The organism is Acinetobacter sp. SFA, from assembly GCF_001647535.1.
Taxonomy (GTDB): Bacteria; Pseudomonadota; Gammaproteobacteria; order Pseudomonadales; family Moraxellaceae; genus Acinetobacter; species Acinetobacter pecorum.
This window is the reverse complement of record NZ_LSZI01000021.1, coordinates 45,942-61,119: the sequence shown is the minus strand read 5'-3', so window position 1 is coordinate 61,119 and position 15,178 is coordinate 45,942. Positions and strand designations below refer to the sequence as shown.

17 protein-coding genes are annotated in these 15,178 nt (G+C 41.2%); 7 read left to right on the top strand and 10 right to left on the bottom strand.

Annotated elements, in window-relative coordinates; translation table 11 throughout:
- The first annotated feature begins 136 nt into the window (after nucleotides 1-136).
- The 3 genes from AY607_RS13395 to AY607_RS13385 all read left to right on the top strand — a co-directional run bounded on the left by AY607_RS13395 (nucleotide 137) and on the right by AY607_RS13385 (nucleotide 2,962).
- Nucleotides 137-1,018 carry a LysR substrate-binding domain-containing protein gene (locus AY607_RS13395; protein ID WP_064102796.1) on the top strand — a complete coding sequence of 294 codons (882 nt, stop codon included), beginning with the start codon at nucleotides 137-139 and terminating at the stop codon, nucleotides 1,016-1,018.
- Between the two features lie 17 nt (nucleotides 1,019-1,035).
- Nucleotides 1,036-1,353 carry a hypothetical protein gene (locus AY607_RS13390; protein WP_064102795.1) on the top strand — a complete coding sequence of 106 codons (318 nt, stop codon included), beginning with the start codon at nucleotides 1,036-1,038 and terminating at the stop codon, nucleotides 1,351-1,353.
- A gap of 139 nt (nucleotides 1,354-1,492) precedes the next feature.
- Nucleotides 1,493-2,962 (top strand): carotenoid oxygenase family protein, encoded by a 1,470-nt coding sequence (locus AY607_RS13385; protein ID WP_064102794.1) that lies wholly within the window; start codon nucleotides 1,493-1,495, stop codon nucleotides 2,960-2,962.
- 238 nt (nucleotides 2,963-3,200) lie between these two features.
- On the opposite strand, the gene AY607_RS13380 is transcribed toward AY607_RS13385, so the two are convergent.
- Both AY607_RS13380 and AY607_RS13375 read right to left on the bottom strand, forming a co-directional pair.
- Entirely contained in the window at nucleotides 3,201-3,998 is a 798-nt protein-coding gene (locus tag AY607_RS13380; RefSeq protein ID WP_064102793.1) for a nitroreductase family protein, read from the bottom strand.
- A 73-nt stretch (nucleotides 3,999-4,071) separates the two neighbouring features.
- Nucleotides 4,072-4,872, bottom strand: a complete 801-nt coding sequence (locus tag AY607_RS13375; protein WP_064102792.1) for an enoyl-CoA hydratase-related protein — start codon at nucleotides 4,870-4,872, stop codon at nucleotides 4,072-4,074.
- A gap of 103 nt (nucleotides 4,873-4,975) precedes the next feature.
- Between AY607_RS13375 and AY607_RS13370 the strand changes: the two genes are divergently transcribed.
- Nucleotides 4,976-5,545 carry a nicotinate-nicotinamide nucleotide adenylyltransferase gene (locus tag AY607_RS13370; RefSeq protein ID WP_064096230.1) on the top strand — a complete coding sequence of 190 codons (570 nt, stop codon included), beginning with the start codon at nucleotides 4,976-4,978 and terminating at the stop codon, nucleotides 5,543-5,545.
- 2 nt (nucleotides 5,546-5,547) lie between these two features.
- Here AY607_RS13370 and AY607_RS13365 read toward each other — a convergent pair whose 3' ends face one another.
- Complete coding sequence (locus AY607_RS13365; protein WP_064102791.1) at nucleotides 5,548-6,456, bottom strand: LysR family transcriptional regulator ArgP; 909 nt, start codon at nucleotides 6,454-6,456, stop codon at nucleotides 5,548-5,550.
- A 104-nt stretch (nucleotides 6,457-6,560) separates the two neighbouring features.
- On the opposite strand from AY607_RS13365, the gene AY607_RS13360 reads away from it, so the two are divergent.
- Nucleotides 6,561-7,166 carry a LysE/ArgO family amino acid transporter gene (locus tag AY607_RS13360; protein WP_064102790.1) on the top strand — a complete coding sequence of 202 codons (606 nt, stop codon included), beginning with the start codon at nucleotides 6,561-6,563 and terminating at the stop codon, nucleotides 7,164-7,166.
- A gap of 359 nt (nucleotides 7,167-7,525) precedes the next feature.
- Complete coding sequence (locus tag AY607_RS13355) at nucleotides 7,526-8,089, top strand: YceI family protein (RefSeq protein ID WP_081406365.1); 564 nt, start codon at nucleotides 7,526-7,528, stop codon at nucleotides 8,087-8,089.
- 183 nt (nucleotides 8,090-8,272) lie between these two features.
- Here the strand turns inward: AY607_RS13355 and AY607_RS13350 are convergent, their stop codons facing one another.
- The 5 genes from AY607_RS13350 to dapD form a co-directional block, all read right to left on the bottom strand.
- Nucleotides 8,273-8,731 (bottom strand): peroxiredoxin, encoded by a 459-nt coding sequence (locus tag AY607_RS13350; RefSeq protein WP_064096227.1) that lies wholly within the window; start codon nucleotides 8,729-8,731, stop codon nucleotides 8,273-8,275.
- An 87-nt stretch (nucleotides 8,732-8,818) separates the two neighbouring features.
- Nucleotides 8,819-9,232: a hypothetical protein gene (locus tag AY607_RS13345; protein ID WP_064096226.1), complete on the bottom strand. Its 414-nt coding sequence runs from the start codon at nucleotides 9,230-9,232 to the stop codon at nucleotides 8,819-8,821.
- 16 nt (nucleotides 9,233-9,248) lie between these two features.
- Nucleotides 9,249-9,917 (bottom strand): 7-cyano-7-deazaguanine synthase QueC, encoded by a 669-nt coding sequence (gene queC / locus AY607_RS13340; protein ID WP_064102789.1) that lies wholly within the window; start codon nucleotides 9,915-9,917, stop codon nucleotides 9,249-9,251.
- 33 nt (nucleotides 9,918-9,950) lie between these two features.
- Nucleotides 9,951-10,661, bottom strand: coding sequence for a 7-carboxy-7-deazaguanine synthase QueE (gene queE / locus AY607_RS13335; protein WP_064102788.1), 711 nt, complete (start codon nucleotides 10,659-10,661; stop codon nucleotides 9,951-9,953).
- Nucleotides 10,662-10,792: 131 nt separating this feature from the next.
- Nucleotides 10,793-11,614, bottom strand: a complete 822-nt coding sequence (dapD, locus tag AY607_RS13330; RefSeq protein WP_064096223.1) for a 2,3,4,5-tetrahydropyridine-2,6-dicarboxylate N-succinyltransferase — start codon at nucleotides 11,612-11,614, stop codon at nucleotides 10,793-10,795.
- Between the two features lie 320 nt (nucleotides 11,615-11,934).
- Here dapD and carO point away from each other — a divergent pair, with 320 nt between their 5' ends.
- Nucleotides 11,935-12,666, top strand: a complete 732-nt coding sequence (carO, locus tag AY607_RS13325; RefSeq protein ID WP_064096222.1) for an ornithine uptake porin CarO type 6 — start codon at nucleotides 11,935-11,937, stop codon at nucleotides 12,664-12,666.
- Between the two features lie 466 nt (nucleotides 12,667-13,132).
- Here carO and AY607_RS13320 read toward each other — a convergent pair whose 3' ends face one another.
- Together AY607_RS13320 and AY607_RS13315 are read right to left on the bottom strand one after the other, a co-directional pair.
- Entirely contained in the window at nucleotides 13,133-14,056 is a 924-nt protein-coding gene (locus AY607_RS13320) for a CysB family HTH-type transcriptional regulator (protein ID WP_064102787.1), read from the bottom strand.
- Between the two features lie 54 nt (nucleotides 14,057-14,110).
- The gene (locus tag AY607_RS13315; RefSeq protein ID WP_064102786.1) at nucleotides 14,111-15,172 is read right to left on the bottom strand and encodes a sulfate/molybdate ABC transporter ATP-binding protein; all 1,062 of its coding nucleotides are present in this window, start codon (nucleotides 15,170-15,172) and stop codon (nucleotides 14,111-14,113) included.
- Between the last annotated feature and the right edge of the window lie 6 nt (nucleotides 15,173-15,178).

Genomic DNA, 15,178 nt, shown 5'->3' with positions numbered 1-15,178 from the left:
TGAACAATCTATCTGTTAGCTGAGGAGTCTAGGCAAAATTCAGCGCAGGCTATAGAGCTATTCATATAAACTATCTGCCTATAGATATTTTCACTGCATATACGAATATGACGTGGTGTTTTGGATAGAGCAAGATATGGAACTTCGACATTTACGCTATTTTATTACTGTAGCGCAGCAACAAAGTTTTACCAAGGCTGCCGAAAAACTGTTTACCGCCCAGCCGTCATTAAGCCAGCAAATTAAGGATCTGGAGCAGGAAGTAGGCGTCATGCTGTTTGATCGTTCATCCAGAAAGGTCAAACTCACCGATGAAGGACAGGCTTTTCAGATTTATGCCGAAAAAGCACTGGAAAATGCCAAACTGGCAGTAGCAGCAGCGCGTCAGGTTGCGCAGCAGAAAAATAATCAGATTCATATTGGTTTTCTGAATGTGGCAGAAATCAAAGTCATGCCTCAGATATTGGTGCAGCTTAAAAAAAACATGCCGGACTTAAAAATCCATCTGCATAGCCTGACCTGTATGGAACAGATTCAGCGGCTGAAAAATGCGGAACTGGATTTGTGTATTACCCGCTTTCATCTGGACCATCCAGATTTTGAGAATATTCATTTATTAACCGAGCAAATTTATCTGATAGCCGCTCAGCACTTACATTCTACAGATCGAATCCTGAAATTACAGGAACTAAAAAACCATAATGTAATTATGTGTGAGCAGAATGCTTCACCCGTATTTTATGAAAAGCTGGATAAATTACTCTGTATTGATCAGCTTGAGCATGAACAGGTTTTATGGGTGACTAATGTGTTGCAACATATCAATCTGACCAATATGGGGATGGGCTTTAGTTTTGCACCTGAATATTTACTTCGTTTTATGAATGATCATGTAAAAGTGATCCAGACTGACCAGGTGCTACCAAAACTGGATTTATATGCAACATTTAACAAGAACTCTCAAAATCCTGCATTGAAGATGATTGCCCAAGCCCTTAACAATATGAGTAATATCTGAATTTCAGGAAAGAATACATGTTAAAGCTGATTTATTACGTACCAGACGAAAACCTGGAAGATACCAAGAATGCGATATTTGCAGCAGGAGGCGGCGGTATTGGGGAATATACGAATTGTGCCTGGCAGGTTTTAGGAACCGGACAGTTTAAGCCGCAGAAAGGTGCAGATCCTCATATTGGTGAAGTCGGCCAACTGGAACAGGTAGAAGAATGGCGGGTAGAAATTCTGGTGCCGGATGAAAAGGCGGTGGAAGTGGCCAAAGCGCTGAAAGAAAGCCATCCTTATGAAGAGCCGGCCTTTGAATTTATTCAGCTTTTGGATATCAAAGTCTAAAGTTACATTATTTCTGCTTTATCGGTGTGTTCGACTTGACGCACCGTTAGTCCAAATTCAAAAAATGGCCAAACTGCTTTTGTTATTATAATTTCTGCCAGAATAATCCATAGAAAAAATATAATTAAGGAAAATAATAATGTCATGGCTTAAACCGCTGAGCAGCGTCTGGAAAAATACGCTCAGTAAATCCATTCAATACGGTGCAGAAATCCTGCACAGCCGTATTCCGTATTCGCCGGATAATCCCTATCTGGAAGGTATATTTGCACCCGAGCGGCAGGAACATTTTTCTATAAACTTGAAAGTTGAAGGGCAGATTCCTGCAGAACTGGATGGCGCACTGATGCGGATTGGTCCGAATTCTATTAACGTCAAAAACCCACGCAACTATCATTGGTTCACCGGCGATGGCATGCTACATGCGCTCAGGCTTAAGGACGGTGAGGCACACTGGTATAAAAACAGTTATATCGGGTCAGCCAGTGTGCAGGAAAAACTTCACCGGCCACAGATTCCCGGCAAAACGCGAGGTGTCGCGGATGCTGTCAATACCAATGTCATCAGCTTCGCCGGGAAAATCTGGGCACTGGTTGAAGCAGGAGCATACCCAGTTGAATTGAATGCTGCACTGGAATCAAGACGGCATCATTTATTTGAAGATGATCAGGATATGCCATTTACTGCCCATCCGCATATTGATCCTGAAACCGGCGATATTCATGCGATTTGTTATGATGCTTTAAGTCAGAACAAAGTTTTTTACTTGCAGATAGATTCAAAAGGTAAGTTGAAACATCAGGTCGAAATTCCAGTGAAACATGGCCCGATGATTCATGATTGTGCCATTACCAAATCTCAGGTGCTGATTCTGGACCTGAATGTAAATTTCTCTGTACGTAGTGCTTTAAAAGGTTCAATGCTGCCATATCAATGGAATCCAAAACGGCAGGCGCGTATTGGCATATTGCCATTTGGTGGTCAGGTGGCCGACATCCGCTGGTATGAGATTGATTCCTGTTTTATTTTCCATACCGTGAATGCTTATGATCTGGATTCCGGTAATGTGGTGATGGATGCAGTCGTGCATTCCAAAGCTTTGGTTAGTTCGAGTCAGTGTCCAATTGAAGATCAGGATATACGCCTGGAGCGTTTTATATTTGAGCATGGCACGGGAAAAGTGTTTCGGACAGTATTATCCGGGACGAAACAGGAGTTTCCACAGATCAATGACGCTTATACGGGGCGGAAGCATCAGTATATTTATAGTATTTCCTTTGGCGAGTTTGATGATCCTTATCATGTCAGCAGTAATATGCTCTTGGGGCATGATCTGGAAACTGGCCATTCAGAAAGCTATTCCTTTGGTGAGAACTGGGTGACAGGTGAAGTGATATTTGTCGCGCGGGGAGGTGCTCAAGCCGAAAATGATGGCTGGCTCATGTCTTATATCCATGCTCTAGATGGAAATCCATCCAGAGTGGTGATTCTAGATGCACAGCAGATGACGGCAGGACCGATTGCAACGATTCATTTACCGGTTCGGGTACCTGTCGGATTTCATTGTAACTGGATTGATTATCGGAAACTAAGAATTAACTATTCTTAGGTTTGAGCTTAAAAACTTGAAACTTTGTCTTGGTGATTAAAAGGCATTAACTTAGAAAGCTCGAATAAGATTCATATCTGATGGTAGGCGGATATTACTTTGAGGAATGAGAAATATATTCGCTAAGGCAATCAAAATCTGTTGTTAGGCAGAAGACTCGTCCCTAAATCTCAGCCTAACATTGACATCTATACCGCTAATCATAGAGCAGATGAAAGATTTAAATTTGAGATACTGCTTACATCTTCTGAATAAACAGTTCACGATCAAAACGATACTGCGGGAAGAATACGCCATCTTTGGCACGTTCACCTGCACCAATCACCATGACCGGATACTGTTCGCCATTTAATTCAAGAATTTCACGAACCATCGGCTCATCAAAACCTTCCATCATACAGCTATCAAAACCGTAAGCACGTAAAGCCAAGACCAGATTTTCACAAGCCAGTGCCGTAGTTTTGGTTGCCCACAGTTTTGCATCAGCCGGACTGAAAGCAGAGACTGGCATTTGCTTGTCCAGTGTACGTGCAACTTTGAAAGCGACTTTCTTAAAGTTGCCGAAGGCATTCAGATAGCCCGTTTTATAGTTGTATGGAATATATTTATAGTATTTTCTAATCGCTGGTGGTGCTTCTGGGAATGGAAATTCATTCACATTACGCTTTGCCATTTCATCAATACGGTCGGTACGTGCCACGCAAACAATCAGCTCGGAAGCAGTTTTTGCTGCCAGTTGACCCATGCAGGCTTTAACCAGACGTTTTTTCCTGCCCGGATTTTGTACCACATAAAAAGTCCAGGGCTGCAGATTGGACGAGTTCGGTGCCAATAGTGCCAGATCCAGACAGGCATCCAGAACCTCATCAGGAATTGGTTTCTTGGTAAATTTACGTACTGAACGGCGGCTTTCAATGACTTTGCGAAAATTTTCTACATCTATATCCTGAGGAGCTGGTTCGTAATAGCGTTTTTTGTCAGGATTGACGCTATCAGACGTTTGATGAGATTTATCATTCAAATTTTCAGTAGACATATTCTTTATTCTGGCAAGTAAAGGTATCAAGAAGGCAGTTTAAACTACCTCATTGACATCCTGAGTTTGAAAATTAGTTGAATTGTGTGAAATCAGGTTTCCGTTTTTGCATAAAAGCCTGAACTGCTTCCATCATTTCGGCTGAACCAACACGGTTCATAAAGATTTCTGCCTCATGATCAATCCATTCAACAATTTCATCCAGATTATGTTTCATCAAAGCTTTGCTCTGCTTCAGAGAGGCCAATGGTAAAGCTGCCAGAGTTTGTGCCTGTTTTTGTGCAGTAGCATAGGCATCTTCTTCGATACTGTTCACCAGACCTGCGCTCAGTGCTTTTTCACTATTGAATTTTTGTGCAGTCAGCAATAATTCAGCTGCTTTATGATAGCCTGCCTGTTGAATCAGTAATTTGCTTGACGCGCCTTCAGGCGATAGACCCAGACTGACAAATGGAATCTGGAACAGGGCTGTATGGTCACTATAAACCAGATCACAATGCAGTAAGATCGTCACCCCAATCCCGATCGCAACTCCACGCACAGCAGCAATTAAAGGCTTGGAAAATTTTGCGGCAGCTTTTAATAAAACAAATGGAGGGCCATCTTGCGGACGAATCTGGTCCTTATTGGCTGCAGATTTCATAAAATCCTGCATATCATTGCCTGCACTAAAGTCAGCGTTCTGACCGCGTAAAACAACTACACGCACTTCAGGTGCCTGATCAGCTTCATCCAAGGCTTTCGCAATCCATAAATAAAGCTCGCTATATAAGGCATTTTTAGCTTCCGGGCGATTGATGGCCAAAGTGAGTACACCATGTTCTAAATTCGCATTCAAATGCTCATGAGGTTGTTGAATACAGCTCAGTGTCATCGTACTATCCTTGCTTTAAACTTGATTTGATTTTATGGGAATTATTATGTCGCATATTTATTGGAGCGGCACAACTCATGAGTCATAAAAAAACTGATCCCTTATGAACTATACATTTGATTATCTGGTTTTCATTGGCCGCTTTCAGCCTTTTCATCTGGCGCACATGCAAACCATTAAGATCGCCTTGCAGCACAGTCAGAATGTGATTTTGGCTCTTGGTTCTGCACAAAATGAACGTAATATCAAGAATCCATTTTTGGCTTCGGAGCGTGAAGCCATGATCCTGTCAAATTTTAGTGCTGAAGATCAGGCGCGCATCAAATTTGTAGAAGTCATAGATGTTTATAATGATGAAAAATGGCAAAAACTGGTGAAATCGCTGGTGAATCAGGTCATTGAACCGGATGCCAAAGTCGGGCTGATTGGGCATTTTAAAGATGATTCTTCCTATTATTTAAAATTTTTCCCAGAATGGGAAATGGTCGAACTTGATAGTCTTGAAGGAGCCCTATCTGCCACGCCGATGCGTGAAGCTTATTATCGTGGCGAAATTCAACGGGATAAATTCCCACAAGGCACGATTGAATTTTTAGAGCGTTTCCAGCATACAGCGACCTATCAACAGCTCAGTGAAAAATTCGCCCGGAATGATAAAACCAATCTGGTTTAAAACTACAAGTTCAATACTGGTTGATTCATGGCAGCTTGAGCATGCTGCCTTAAACATTCACCTAAAATCTCCAGAGCAGGAGACTGTTCTTTCCAGTGATGCCAATACAGGGGGACTTCGATGCGTAATTCCCTTGAAAGCTCAAGCAGTTGACCTGATGCCAGCAAATCTCGGACCTGATAGTCCGGTAACCAGCCATAGCCCAGTCCCATCACAATTGCATCAAAAAATGCGTGGGTCGATGGGATGAAAAAGTGAGGGTATTGAGCAGGATTCAGGCCAAACTCTTGCTGGATAAACTGGGTATGCAACTGGTCTTTTTCATTAAAAAGAATAGCAGGAGCAAGACGTAGCGTATTCCGATGTACGCCTTGATGAAACCAGTTTCGGGAAAATTCAGGGGTGGCAACGAGACGGTATTGCATCTGTCCGATCAATTCGGCCCGGCAACCTTTCATTGCCTTGGCTTCCGTACTCAAACAGGCATTGACGAGGCCTGCTTCTAACAGATGATGAGTCTGTGATTGGTCATCTACCTGAAAATGCAACACAATTTTGTGCCGAATCAGCTGGTCTTGTAAGGTCGGTAACAGCCAGGTCGCGAGCGAATCAGCATTGGTGGCAATATTCAGACAATAGAAACCTTCTTGTTGCAGCTGTCCCCCCAGATCCTGCATTAGATTCTGTTCTAGCAAGCGTTGATGCTGTAAATAATGCAATAAAGTTTGCCCAGATTGAGTCACGCGGCAAGGCCGATCTCTGACCAACAGCAGATGTCCCAATTGTTTTTCCAGACTTTGAACACGAAGAGTAACTGCTGAGGCAGTAATGTTTAACTGCTCCGCTGCAAGATCAAAACTTCCGGTTTTTGCAACTGCATAAAAAGCATCACATTGTTTCGCATTCAGCATCTTTCTTATCTAAATAATATTTAGTTAATCTGATATTAACTTAGTTTTAATTAATCTTGCCGATTTTATTGAATAATGCCTTTCTTTAAAAAAGGGGGAAGATGATGTTCAGTTATATGGTGAGTGGCTTTGCTGTAGGAATGAGCCTGATTGTGAGTATTGGTGCACAAAATGCCTTTGTTCTAAAACAAGGTTTAAAACAGCAGCATGTGTTCTGGGTCTGTGTAATTTGTGCTTTATCTGATTCTATTTTAATTTTGCTGGGTGTCTTTGGATTCGCGCGTGTCATCGAGCATTACCCGCATATTGTTATGTTTTCTAAATATATTGGTGCAGGATTTCTGTTTTATTATGGTTTGCAACATGCGATTAGTGCATTTAAATCTACAGAGGTATTGGCATTGAGTGATCAGGCAACAGAGCATTTTGTACAGGTGCTGATGATCTGTTTGGCTTTTACCTGGCTGAATCCGCATGTTTATTTAGACACCGTAATCCTGATCGGATCTATTTCAACCCAATACAGTCTGGGGAAAGAATGGTTTACGCTAGGCGCAGTCCTTGCTTCTTGGTTTTTCTTTTTTTGTTTGGGATATGGCGCAAAAATATTGACGCCGTGGTTTCAACATCCAAAAGCATGGAAAATTCTGGATGCTATTATTGCCTGTACCATGTGGGCGATCGCCTTGTCATTAATAGTCAGCATTTGATTTACTTATAACCTTGAGAAACTGTTTCAGAATGAAGCCAGCGTATTATTTAAGATATTTATCAATGATTTTTAATATTTTATTCAGCTGGAAACAGCAAATTCTTTGTTCTATAAAAGGTAGCGAGAACAGAAAGTTGTAAGATCAAAACAGTTCTCTGCTGGACAGACACGATTCCTGAAGAAAGAAATCAGGACGATTATTCTGTCCATTAGTCATGAATGATTTTACAAAAACTTCAAAAAACTGATATAAAAATAACGAAACCATGTGGGAACACACAACAAGAAAATTTAATTTCAGATTAAGCCGTTGACTTAAATCCGATTAATAAGAAATTAAACAAGGTGGATTTAAAATTGAAAACAATAATAAAAACCGGGCTTCTTAGCTTGGCGATCTGTCTAGCTTTAATCAGTCAGTCTTTTGCAAGATCATGGACCCTAACCCCCAAAAGCGATGTAGGGTTTGAGATCAAGTCCATGGGACTTACTATGGTTAAAGCCAAGTTTAATCAGGTTCAATCCACGATGCAGTTTGATGCCAATGCACCGCAAAACGCCTCAACCCATCTGGTCATGGATGTAGAAAGTTTAAGTTTTAGTAAACCTGTATTTAAAAATATGATTTTGGGTGAAGACCTGTTTTATGTAGCAAAATACAAGACTGTAATTTTTAAAAGTATTCAGTTTAAAGACCTAGGCAATGGCAAATACAAGGTATTAGGACATTTAACCTTGCGTGGTGTAACCAAGCCCGTAATTTTTGAGACAACTTTTAAGCCCAGTATGTCGGATGCCAATCTGTTGGATGTTCAGGCATCTGCCGTGATTAATCGCAGTGATTTTGGTATGAAAAAGGGAATTGCAGGTATAGGAGACAAAGTGAATCTTCATCTTTCAGGTCAATGTGAAGTGAATTAAGAAAGTATTCACTTATATATCATCATGCCTGATGATCCTGCATCATAAATTTTTTAGAATGCTGCGTGCTTATCATTTTCAGATTTAAATCTTTATCAGGTAAATATAAAATATATGCTGCTATATAAAACCATTAAAAAAGCTCGAATATTCGAGCTTTTATGCCTAGGTCTTAGCAGTTAATCAGGCTGCTTGTAAGGCTTTCAAGTCTTCCAGAACTTGTTCTGTATGGCCAGCTGCCTTGACCTTACGGTATTCTTTGACCAGTTGGCCGTTATGGAAAATAAAAGTTGAACGCTCAACTCCCATCACCTGTTTACCATACATATTCTTTTCTTTGATTACATCAAAGTGATGACACAACACTTCTTCTTTATCACTGATCAGGTTAATGCTGAGATTTTGCTTTTCAGTAAAATTCTGATGGGCTTTCACCGAATCACGGGATACCCCGAGAACTGTAGTATTTAAAGCCTCGAACTGCTCTTTTAAACAGGAAAAGCCAACTGCCTGAGTGGTGCAGCCCGGCGTAGAATCTTTAGGATAAAAGTAGATGACTAGCCATTCTGTATCTAGCTTGGTTAAATTGATCTCGCCTGTGGTCGCAGGAAAATTCTGATCAATTAAACTAATTTCAGACATAAAAACTCCTGTTTTATTTAAATTTTTTCAAAAAAATAAGCCACATTATAGTGGCTTATTTCATTAAAGAATAAGAAAAATTAGATCTTATTTCTTTGGTGCAGCTTGAGCTGATTTCATTGCTTCTTCAGTCAAAGTTTTCAGTTTACCGGTTAACTGTGGACCAAAACACGCTTGAAGATCTTTATTCTGCTTTTGTACAAAAGCTAAACTACCTGGGCTTTTTTTCTGGTTAATGGTACTTTGAATTTCCCATTTTTGCGCATTGGTTAATTTACCATCTGCTTCAACCGCACAAGTACAATATTTACTGACTTCAGCAGAAGTTAATTTCTTGCTTTTGCCAGTTTCATCTTTACAAACATTGATCAATGCAGCTTTCACATTGGTGCTTTTATAAGCTTGTTGTAATTTGTCATCAGCTGCTTGAGCTGTAGTGGTGAACATCGCAGCAGCTGAAACAATTGCTGAAAGTACAATGCCTGATTTTAAATTCTTCATAAACTCTACCTTGTTATTACGGTATATAACGTGTCGGGTCTTCAACACCTGCGTCCGCAAAACCCTGTTTACGTAAACGACAACTGTCACATTTACCACAGGCACGTCCTTGGTCATCTGCTTGATAGCATGACACCGTTTGACTGTAGTCTACGCCATGTTCCATACCTAAGCGAATAATATTTGCTTTGGATAAATGTAACAAAGGTGTTTCAAACTTGAGAGCTTGGCCCTCTACACCAACCTTGGTTGCAAGACGGGCCATGTTGGCAAATGCCTCGATAAATTCCGGACGGCAATCCGGATAACCGGAGTAATCGACCGCATTAATCCCGATCACAATTGCTTCAGCTTTGAAGACTTCTGCTGCAGCTAAAGCATATGACAAGAAGATGGTATTACGTGCAGGAACGTAAGTAATCGGAATGCCGGCCTGTTCGTGATCAGGTACCTCAATGCTATGATCGGTAAGGGCTGAGCCCCCCAGATTACCCAGATCAATATTGATCACTCGATGTTCTACACCCGCACGTTCAGTTAACGCTTTTGCTGCATCCAGCTCGGTGGTTGAACGTTGACCATAGCGAAAACTGAGTGCGATACATTCATAGCGTGCCTGTGCCCAAGCCAGACATGTGGTTGAGTCTAAACCGCCAGATAACAGGACAATGGCACGAGGGCGCATAAGCTGATTCTCCAAAAAATACTTTATAAAAAATTAACGACCAGTTTCATCATTCCATAACAACTTGTGCAGTTGTAACTGGAAACGAACAGGGAGATGGTCTTCTAAAATCCATTGAGCTAAGTCACGTGCCAATTGTGGTAAATGAACTGCACCTTTTTCTACCGCAAATGCAGGCGAAAACCAAACTGTACTGACTTTCTCTTGAAGTTGATACTGTTCAAGCTGCTGCTTTGACCATTCATAATCCTCACGATTGCAAATGACAAACTTGATTTGATCATGTGCAGTTAAATGATCGAGATTAGCAAGCAAATTTCGTGCAACTTCACCTGAAGTGGGTGTTTTTAAGTCGAGGACTTTGGAAACACGTGAATCCACCTTGGACACATCTAAAGCCCCACTGGTTTCAAGTGAAACCTGACATCCTAAATCTGCCAGTCGCTGCATCAGGGGCAGGGCATTGGGCTGTGCCAGAGGTTCGCCACCAGTCACACAGACATAAGGTGTTTTAAAATCAAGCGTAGTCTGGATAATATCTTCCAGAGACTGACGCTCGCCACCTTCAAAGGAATAGGTGGTGTCACAGTAGCTACAACGTAGTGGACAACCGGTTAAACGGATAAATACCGTTGGCAGTCCTGCGGCATTGGCTTCACCTTGTAATGAATAGAAAATCTCCGTAATGCGTAAACCCGCAGACGGATCAGAAACTGGGATTGCAGAAGATCGAAGCGTATTCATAACAAAATTAACCAATGAAAAATAAATAACCGGGTATAAAAATAAAAATCCCTACGATTATTACTAATCGTAGAGACGAGGAGCGGTTGAAGCTCCGATGAACACAAATGTGTCCTCTAAGTTAAGACATCTTAGTCTTCGCGTAATAGATCGTTCAAGCTTGTTTTAGAACGAGTTTGTGCATCAACTTTTTTCACGATAATGGCAGCATACAGGCTGTAAGTACCACATTTAGATGGAAGGCTACCCGCAACAACAACCGAACCTGCTGGTACGCGACCATAATGGATTTCGCCAGTTGCGCGGTCATAAATCTTGGTCGACTGGCCAATGAATACACCCATTGAAATTACCGAGCCTTCTTCCACGATTACGCCTTCCACGATTTCAGAGCGTGCACCGATAAAGCAGTTATCTTCAATAATGGTTGGATTTGCTTGAAGTGGCTCAAGAACACCACCAATGCCCACACCACCTGACAAGTGTACATTTTTACCAATTTGCGCACATGAACCGACAGTTGCCCAGGTATCTACCATTGTGCCTTCATCGACATAAGCACCGATGTTGACATAAGAAGGCATCAAGATCACACCTTTAGCCTGGAAAGAACCCTTACGTGCTACTGCAGGCGGTACAACACGTACACCCGCTGCCTTGAATTGTTCTTCAGACCAGCCTGAGAATTTAGTATCTACTTTGTCATAGAAACGAAGATCACAAGCTTCCATTGGTTTGTTGTCGTTTAATTTAAATGATAACAATACTGCTTTTTTAATCCATTGATGAACAACCCATTCACCATCGATTTTTTCAGCAACACGTAAAGTACCATTGTCTAGACCAGCAATTACTTCCTCAACTGCTTGACGAATTTCAGCAGAGCAATCTGCAGCTGTAAAATTTGCACGGTCTTCAAACGCCTGTTCAATGATTGTTGAAAGCTGCGACATGATCTTCCTTCCAGAAAAAAATTTTCTAGATTTTACACTATATTGCAGGAAAAATAGTTGAAAGCACCAAAAATAGGTGAAAAATAACCAAAACTATAGAAGAGGTAAAATTATTAAAGTGATAATTATTATTTTCCATAAAATTAAAGTGTAGGAGAAGTGTTAGAAAATGCTTGCTTCTAAACAAGAAAAATTAATTTGTATCAAAAAATAACAAAAGATTAGCAAAATGTGAATAAAAAATATTTTTTAAGTCCTTTATATTGAGCCTATCACGAATAACTAATGATCAAAAATAAGTTCTTTTGAGGAGAGGAATAATGAAACCTTTGAATAATATTTTAGCAGTATCTATTTTAGCTATAGCCGCTAGTTCTGCTATGGCCGCAGATGAAATTATCGTAACAGATGAGGGCGTTACTGAATTCTCTTTCTTTAAACCAGCTTCTGTTCGTGCTGAAGTAGGTACTACCGGTTACGGTGGTGCAATTTCCTGGAGTGCTAACCCATATGTAGGCGTCACTTTAGGTTATAACGGTGGTGATATTTCTTGGTCTGATGATTTATCTATCAATGGAACAAAGTATGATTTGGATCTGGATAACAACCTGACTTACTTGAATGCTGAAATTCGTCCTTGGGCGAACTGGTTCTATATGGCAGCAGGGGTAGCATATACTGATAATGATTATGGTTTAACTCGCAGTATTGGTGGAGGTAACACTTTAAGTATTGATAACAATGATTATCAGCTTGCTCCAGGTGCTACTGAAGGTCGTGTGGATGGTAAACTATCATATAAAAACAGTATTGCACCTTACGTAGGCATTGGTTTTTCACCAGCCATTACCAACCGTTGGGGTATATTTGGTGAAGTTGGTGCCTATTACAATGGTAACCCAGAAGTTAATTTAACAGCTACTGGTCTTGCGCCTGTAACAGGTTCCCCTAGTGTAGCGGAAGCAATTCAGAACGAAGAACGCAAAATTCGCGAAGATAACAAGTATGAATGGTTCCCGGTAGCGAAACTCGGTGTAAGCTTCCGCTTCTAAGATTTGACCTTAAAAAAAACGAGCTTCGGCTCGTTTTTTTATGCATTTTTAAAAGTATTTTTAAAATCTTAAACTGGTTTTAAGTCTAGGACCCTCTCATAAAAAGCTATGTATAAATCTATAAGCCGTGTAATAGGCCTATGTGGTATAAACGCAAACTTTAAAATTTTTATTAGATTGACCTGTTACTACATCCTAAGTTGCTTGCATCTGTTAGAGAGGTACTACTCTAATATTTGAACTGGTATCTGGAGTGAATGTTGCCCTCGGAGTTCCCGTTCCAGAATTTTATAACAAAGGTTTGATCGAATTGTTATACCTGACAGCTGATTTTAGGTTAAACCCAAGTAAAGAGAACTTCAGCTGTAATGAATTTTTCAAAATTAATATTTTCAATGCTTGTCTATATAAAAATAAAAAAAGAGGCCACTTAGCCTCTTTGATCAAAAACTGAAAATTATGCAGTTTATTCGTCTGGATAAGCCACTTTTTTCAGAGCTTTAATATCCGCATCTGGCGAGCAGAGTGAAATAAACTCGTAGCCATAACCACGCAGTAAATGACCTTTACGTACTGCAATCCAGGTGGTATTTACTCCGAAAATATCAGTTTTAATCTGTCTTAAACGGTAATCACGCTCAGGGTCATAAGCCACATCGTTAACGATGCCGACGCCCATATTCATTTCTACATAGGTCTTGATCACATCAGCATCAAGAGCAGACATCACAATATCTACATCAAAACCGGCCTCTTCAAAAGCGGTGTCAATCTTGGAGCGACCGGTAAAACCACCATGGTAGGTAATGATCGGATAATTTGCCAAGTCTTCGATAGTGACTTTTTCTTTCTGGGTCAGAGGATGATTCTGTGGGGTAATAATACTGTGCTGCCAGTTATAGTAAGGCACACTGGCCAGATTATCTTCAGTGGTGAGTGCTTCAGTTGCAATACCGATATCCGCCTGACCTTGCAGCAGCATTTCCGTGATTTCAACCGGGCTTGCCTGTTGTAAAATCAGGTGAACTTTGGGGAATTCTTTTTTAAACTGACTGACAATCGGCGGTAGCACATAACGTGCCTGCGTATGCGTGGTTGCTATGGTCAAGGTGCCTTCATCGACTTTGTTAAAATCATCAGCCAGACGTTTGATATTGTCAGCATCAACCAGCATGCGTTCCACAATCCCTAAAAGTGCCTGACCTGGCTCGGTTAAGCCTAACAAACGTTTACCCTTACGGATAAAGAGCTGCACCCCGAGTTCATCTTCCAGATCTTTAATGTGCTTACTTACCCCAGACTGTGAGGTATAAAGTGCAGCTGAAGCTTCAGTTAAGTTAAAGTTCTGTCTAACTGTTTCTCGTATAATTCTTAATTGTTGAAAATTCATGATTTTCTTTACCCTTTAAGAGGATGGGGTATTTTAAAACCCCATCTTTTGATCTTAAGCGACCTGGTTTTCAAATAGATGCAAGTTAACTGCACTTAACCATACGGTTTGATTTGGGCGGAATTGATGTGCTCTCGCTTCATCAGGTGTGAGTAAAATTTCAATCAGGTTGCCTTGTCGATCATTCAGTTCTGCAACCACTTTGCCAGCAATCCACAATTCACGAATAAAGGTGGCCTGAATTGCATTGTCATGTGGCTGCGCATGAATGCGTAAGTCATCTGGACGTGCGAATAAAATAACTTCGCCTTGAGCAGCATTTTTTGCACCCTCAAACTGGATGCGGTCTTCACCGAGCTGGATGAGGCCACCATGATTCTGACCTTCAAAACGATTCGCCTGACCCAAAAAGTCAAATACAAATGGCGTTTTCGGTGTTTCATACACTTCACGTGGTGAACCGATTTGCTCCACATCGCCTTTGTTCATCACCACAATCTGATCCGCAACCTCAAGTGCTTCTTCCTGATCATGAGTTACAAATATCGAAGTAATATGCAGTTCATCATGCAGGGTACGTAACCAGCGACGCAGCTCTTTACGGACTTTGGCATCCAGTGCACCGAAAGGTTCATCCAGTAATAATACACGTGGTTCAACTGCCAAGGCACGTGCCAATGCAATACGTTGACGCTGACCCCCAGAAAGCTGGGCTGGATAACGATCAGCCAGGAAGCCCAGTTGAACCAGATCCAAAAGACGTGTAACACGTTTTTTAATTTCCGCTTCTGATGGACGGGTTTTACGTGGGCGCACACGCAGGCCAAAGGCAATATTGTCAAATACCGTCATATGGCGGAACAGCGCATAGTGCTGGAATACAAAGCCGACTTCACGCTCCCGTACATGCACATTGGTAGCATCTTCGCCCTCAAGAATGACCTGACCACCATCTGCCGATTCCAGACCAGCAATAATACGTAGCAGGGTGGTTTTACCACAGCCTGATGGACCCAGTAGAGCCACTAACTGACCATCCGGGAAATCTAGTGAAATGTTTTTCAGTGCATGGAATGCACCAAAGTGTTTTTCAATATTTTTAACTTGAATACTCATGTGGGC

Bases quoted from the DNA above. Each gene is read 5' to 3' on its own strand.
- queC (WP_064102789.1), bottom strand. From the start codon at position 9,917: ATGCGCCCTCGTGCCATTGTCCTGTTATCTGGCGGTTTAGACTCAACC.
- AY607_RS13390 (WP_064102795.1), top strand. From the start codon at position 1,036: ATGTTAAAGCTGATTTATTACGTACCAGACGAAAACCTGGAAGATACC.
- AY607_RS13385 (WP_064102794.1), top strand. From the start codon at position 1,493: ATGTCATGGCTTAAACCGCTGAGCAGCGTCTGGAAAAATACGCTCAGT.
- AY607_RS13315 (WP_064102786.1), bottom strand. From the start codon at position 15,172: ATGAGTATTCAAGTTAAAAATATTGAAAAACACTTTGGTGCATTCCAT.
- carO (WP_064096222.1), top strand. From the start codon at position 11,935: ATGAAACCTTTGAATAATATTTTAGCAGTATCTATTTTAGCTATAGCC.
- queE (WP_064102788.1), bottom strand. From the start codon at position 10,661: ATGAATACGCTTCGATCTTCTGCAATCCCAGTTTCTGATCCGTCTGCG.
- AY607_RS13320 (WP_064102787.1), bottom strand. From the start codon at position 14,056: ATGAATTTTCAACAATTAAGAATTATACGAGAAACAGTTAGACAGAAC.
- AY607_RS13375 (WP_064102792.1), bottom strand. From the start codon at position 4,872: ATGACACTGAGCTGTATTCAACAACCTCATGAGCATTTGAATGCGAAT.
- AY607_RS13370 (WP_064096230.1), top strand. From the start codon at position 4,976: ATGAACTATACATTTGATTATCTGGTTTTCATTGGCCGCTTTCAGCCT.
- AY607_RS13365 (WP_064102791.1), bottom strand. From the start codon at position 6,456: ATGCTGAATGCGAAACAATGTGATGCTTTTTATGCAGTTGCAAAAACC.
- AY607_RS13360 (WP_064102790.1), top strand. From the start codon at position 6,561: ATGTTCAGTTATATGGTGAGTGGCTTTGCTGTAGGAATGAGCCTGATT.
- AY607_RS13345 (WP_064096226.1), bottom strand. From the start codon at position 9,232: ATGAAGAATTTAAAATCAGGCATTGTACTTTCAGCAATTGTTTCAGCT.
- AY607_RS13380 (WP_064102793.1), bottom strand. From the start codon at position 3,998: ATGTCTACTGAAAATTTGAATGATAAATCTCATCAAACGTCTGATAGC.
- AY607_RS13350 (WP_064096227.1), bottom strand. From the start codon at position 8,731: ATGTCTGAAATTAGTTTAATTGATCAGAATTTTCCTGCGACCACAGGC.
- dapD (WP_064096223.1), bottom strand. From the start codon at position 11,614: ATGTCGCAGCTTTCAACAATCATTGAACAGGCGTTTGAAGACCGTGCA.
- AY607_RS13395 (WP_064102796.1), top strand. From the start codon at position 137: ATGGAACTTCGACATTTACGCTATTTTATTACTGTAGCGCAGCAACAA.